This window comes from Actinomycetota bacterium (assembly GCA_030776725.1).
Classification (GTDB): Bacteria; Actinomycetota; Nitriliruptoria; order Nitriliruptorales; family JAHWKO01; genus JAHWKW01.
The window spans coordinates 1-2,783 of the sequence record JALYHG010000242.1 but is presented as its reverse complement, the minus strand read 5'-3'; the positions used below and the strand labels follow the sequence as shown (position 1 = coordinate 2,783).

5 protein-coding genes are annotated in these 2,783 nt (G+C 72.1%); 2 read left to right on the top strand and 3 right to left on the bottom strand.

The features are described 5' to 3' along the window. Positions 1 to 63: 63 nt before the first annotated feature. Together M3N57_11780 and M3N57_11775 are read right to left on the bottom strand one after the other, a co-directional pair. Complete coding sequence (locus M3N57_11780) at positions 64 to 513, bottom strand: ion channel (protein ID MDP9023348.1); 450 nt, start codon at positions 511 to 513, stop codon at positions 64 to 66. A 7-nt stretch (positions 514 to 520) separates the two neighbouring features. Beyond that, positions 521 to 835: a hypothetical protein gene (locus M3N57_11775; GenBank protein ID MDP9023347.1), complete on the bottom strand. Its 315-nt coding sequence runs from the start codon at positions 833 to 835 to the stop codon at positions 521 to 523. A gap of 325 nt (positions 836 to 1,160) precedes the next feature. Here M3N57_11775 and M3N57_11770 point away from each other — a divergent pair, with 325 nt between their 5' ends. Beyond that, positions 1,161 to 1,571, top strand: a complete 411-nt coding sequence (locus M3N57_11770) for a four-helix bundle copper-binding protein (protein MDP9023346.1) — start codon at positions 1,161 to 1,163, stop codon at positions 1,569 to 1,571. A gap of 56 nt (positions 1,572 to 1,627) precedes the next feature. Then, complete coding sequence (locus M3N57_11765; GenBank protein MDP9023345.1) at positions 1,628 to 1,906, top strand: NADH-quinone oxidoreductase subunit A; 279 nt, start codon at positions 1,628 to 1,630, stop codon at positions 1,904 to 1,906. A 63-nt stretch (positions 1,907 to 1,969) separates the two neighbouring features. Here M3N57_11765 and M3N57_11760 read toward each other — a convergent pair whose 3' ends face one another. Further along, positions 1,970 to 2,251, bottom strand: a complete 282-nt coding sequence (locus tag M3N57_11760) for a hypothetical protein (protein MDP9023344.1) — start codon at positions 2,249 to 2,251, stop codon at positions 1,970 to 1,972. Positions 2,252 to 2,783: the final 532 nt, after the last annotated feature.

Genomic DNA, 2,783 nt, shown 5'->3' with positions numbered 1-2,783 from the left:
AGTTCGAGGTGTTCTTCCCCGGACGCCTCGACGTCCGCTAACCATGAACCACGGCCACGCCACTTACACAGAAACGCTGACAGCTCCACCCAGCCCGTTGACCAGTGCCAGCGACGTGGCCAGCTGCCACGGCGCGCCCTGCGGCACGTAGTCCCCCAGCCCTAGCGTGAACAGCGAGTAGGCGGCGAAGTAGCTGCGCGCCCACCAGTCCGCCGGCTCACGGGTTGTCGCGGACACCACCGCGCTCGGGTCAGCCACGAACACCAGCGTCCAGCCGATCCACAGCAGCAGCAGCCAGGTGGCCACGGTCGCCACGACGATCGCAGGCCCCATCACCACCATGAGGGCCGACCGCGGCCCCGAAGCCAACCGCCGGCCGAGCCGCCACAGCCCCCCGCCGATCCTGGCGGTGATCGGGCCCGCGGCGGTGGACGCCGCCAGCGTCGTGGACAGGGCGTCGAGCACCGCGACCGCCACGATCGCCGCGCCCAGCGCCAGCATCCACCCCTGCACCGGACGCTCAGCCGGAATCGGGGTCGGCGCTGGGCTGCACCGTCACCGTACGCATCTCCTCGCCGTCGCGTTCGCGGACCACGCGCAGCGCCACCCCCGCCTCCACGTCGGTGTCAAGCAGATGGCGAACGACCTCCGTGGTGGCGTGCGGCTCCAGCAAGTGAACCTTGCCTTGACGGTCGACCAACCCGTAGCCGCTCTCGATGCAGTGGCCCATCAGCCCACAGGCGGTCGGGTGACGCGCGGCTCGACCTGTCAGCTCCGCGGCAGGCGCCTTGCGGATGCACGCGATGTCCATCACGCACCCCTCGACCGTCTCCATGCCACCTCCACCGGCGCGCGAGACAGGCCCAGCTCTCTCTTGCCGAGCGGCGCCGGGTGTGCCGGGGGACGGTTCCTCGCCTTCCGGCGGGCGTGACTGTCCCCTGGCCGCCGGTGCCAGCCCCGGCTGCGGATCTTGTGGCGAGCCGCTCGCTGCCCTCGCCATGTGCACCTCCCTCGTCCGGTTGGCGGCCGGCACCGCCAGCGACACCGCACCTCCGGCGTTCGTGGTACTTCACCACCGGTACACCTACCTCCCGGACACCCGTACGTACATACGGTCGTCCAAAGGGGGCATAGTGGTGGCTCGCGTCGAAGGGGAGACGATGACCCACCACGTCGGACAGATGCTGGACACACATCCGAGATCCGCGGTAGTTGACCGCGACCTGCTGACGGAGGCCATCGACGAGCTGACTGCGTGCGCGGACACCTGTACGACGTGCGCCGACGCCTGCCTGGCCGAGGAGCAGGTCAGCCAACTGCGACGCTGCATCCGCCTCAACCTCGACTGCGCGGACGCCTGCCGGACGACCGCGGCCATGCTGCTGCGCCAGACCGACCCCGATCGCGACACCCTCCGGGCGACCGTCGAGGCCTGCGCGCAGGCATGCCGAGCCTGCGGCCAGGAGTGCGACCAGCACGCCGAGAAGCACGAGCACTGCCGGGTCTGCGCGGAGGCGTGTCGCCGCTGCGCCGAGGCGTGCGACCGGGTGCTCGAGGCCCTGGCGGCCTGACCGGCGCAGCGCGCCGGCGTCGACACGCGATGAGAGGAGGACGACGCTAGGTGCCGATGGCGTTCCTGGGTGCGTTCACCGTCGCCGCGTTCGCGGTGACGGTGCTCGGCGGCGCGCACCCCCCGACACACGCGTGGAGCCGGTTCCACGCCCGCTACTACCCCATGACGCTGGTGCTGATCGCCTTCGAGATGGAGATGATGTTCATGTACCCGTGGGCGGCCGTGTTCGTCGAGGAAGGCGTCACCGCGCTGGTCGAGATGGGGGTGTTCCTGGCCGTGCTCTCGCTGGGGGTGCTCTACGCCTGGCGTGAGGGCGCCTTCCGCTGGCAGTGACCAGCCGCGCGGGGCGCCTGGCGGCCAGGGCCCAGGTACCGGTTCTGGCGGTGGCGGGGGCCGCTAGTCGGGATGCGCTGCTGGCGCTGGGTGCGGCCGACGGGATCGAGCTGGTCGCGTCACCTCGCCACGCCCGCGGTGCTGCTCGTCGCCGGGGCGATCCCCGACCCGCTGGTCGAGGTGGTCGCCCGTGTCCACGATCAGCTTCCCGAGCCACGAGGGGTGGTGTGGTGGGGCGGGCACGACCCCGACCCCCTCGGGATCAGTGGGGCGGTGGTCGTTCGGCCTGACGTTGACGTCGAGGCGGCCGTCCGGCAGCTCCACGCCGAGCTGGTCACCGGCCACCGCCCGTCCACCCCGCTGGTGGGACCTGGCGACAACCCGGTGGAGTGGCGCGGTGTGGGACCGCACGGCCAGGGCGGCGAGGGGATGATGGGCGGCCAGCCTTACGGGCGACCGACGGCCATGACAGGCCCCGACGTCCGTGACGGTCTCCAGCTCGACCGTGTCCCCCTCCACGTGGGGCCGGCGCTCCCGGGCTTGCCGCCGGGCCTGCAGCTGCACCTCGAGCTGCAGGGCGACGTGATCCAGCGGGCCGAGGTCGCAGCCAACCCCTTCGTGTCGACGCCGTGGCACGGTTCACCGCTGCCAACGCTCTGTTCGACATCGCGCACGAGAGCGGCCCGTCCGGCTCGCCGAGCTGGAGCTGGCACGTGCCCGCCACCACCTGCTGCGGCTCGCCGAACCCTCGGCGCTGCACGGGCTCGGCGCCGCCGCCCGACGCGTCGCACGTCTGGCCGCCACCTTGGACGACTCGGACACCTGGCGGGTCCGGCGGCTGCGGCGCTGGCTGCTGGGCGCTGCGGCCATGTGGGGC

Excerpts from the sequence above, each read along its gene's own strand:
- M3N57_11775 (MDP9023347.1), bottom strand. The coding sequence starts at position 835 with ATGGAGACGGTCGAGGGGTGCGTGATGGACATCGCGTGCATCCGCAAG.
- M3N57_11770 (MDP9023346.1), top strand. The coding sequence starts at position 1,161 with ATGACCCACCACGTCGGACAGATGCTGGACACACATCCGAGATCCGCG.
- M3N57_11765 (MDP9023345.1), top strand. The coding sequence starts at position 1,628 with ATGGCGTTCCTGGGTGCGTTCACCGTCGCCGCGTTCGCGGTGACGGTG.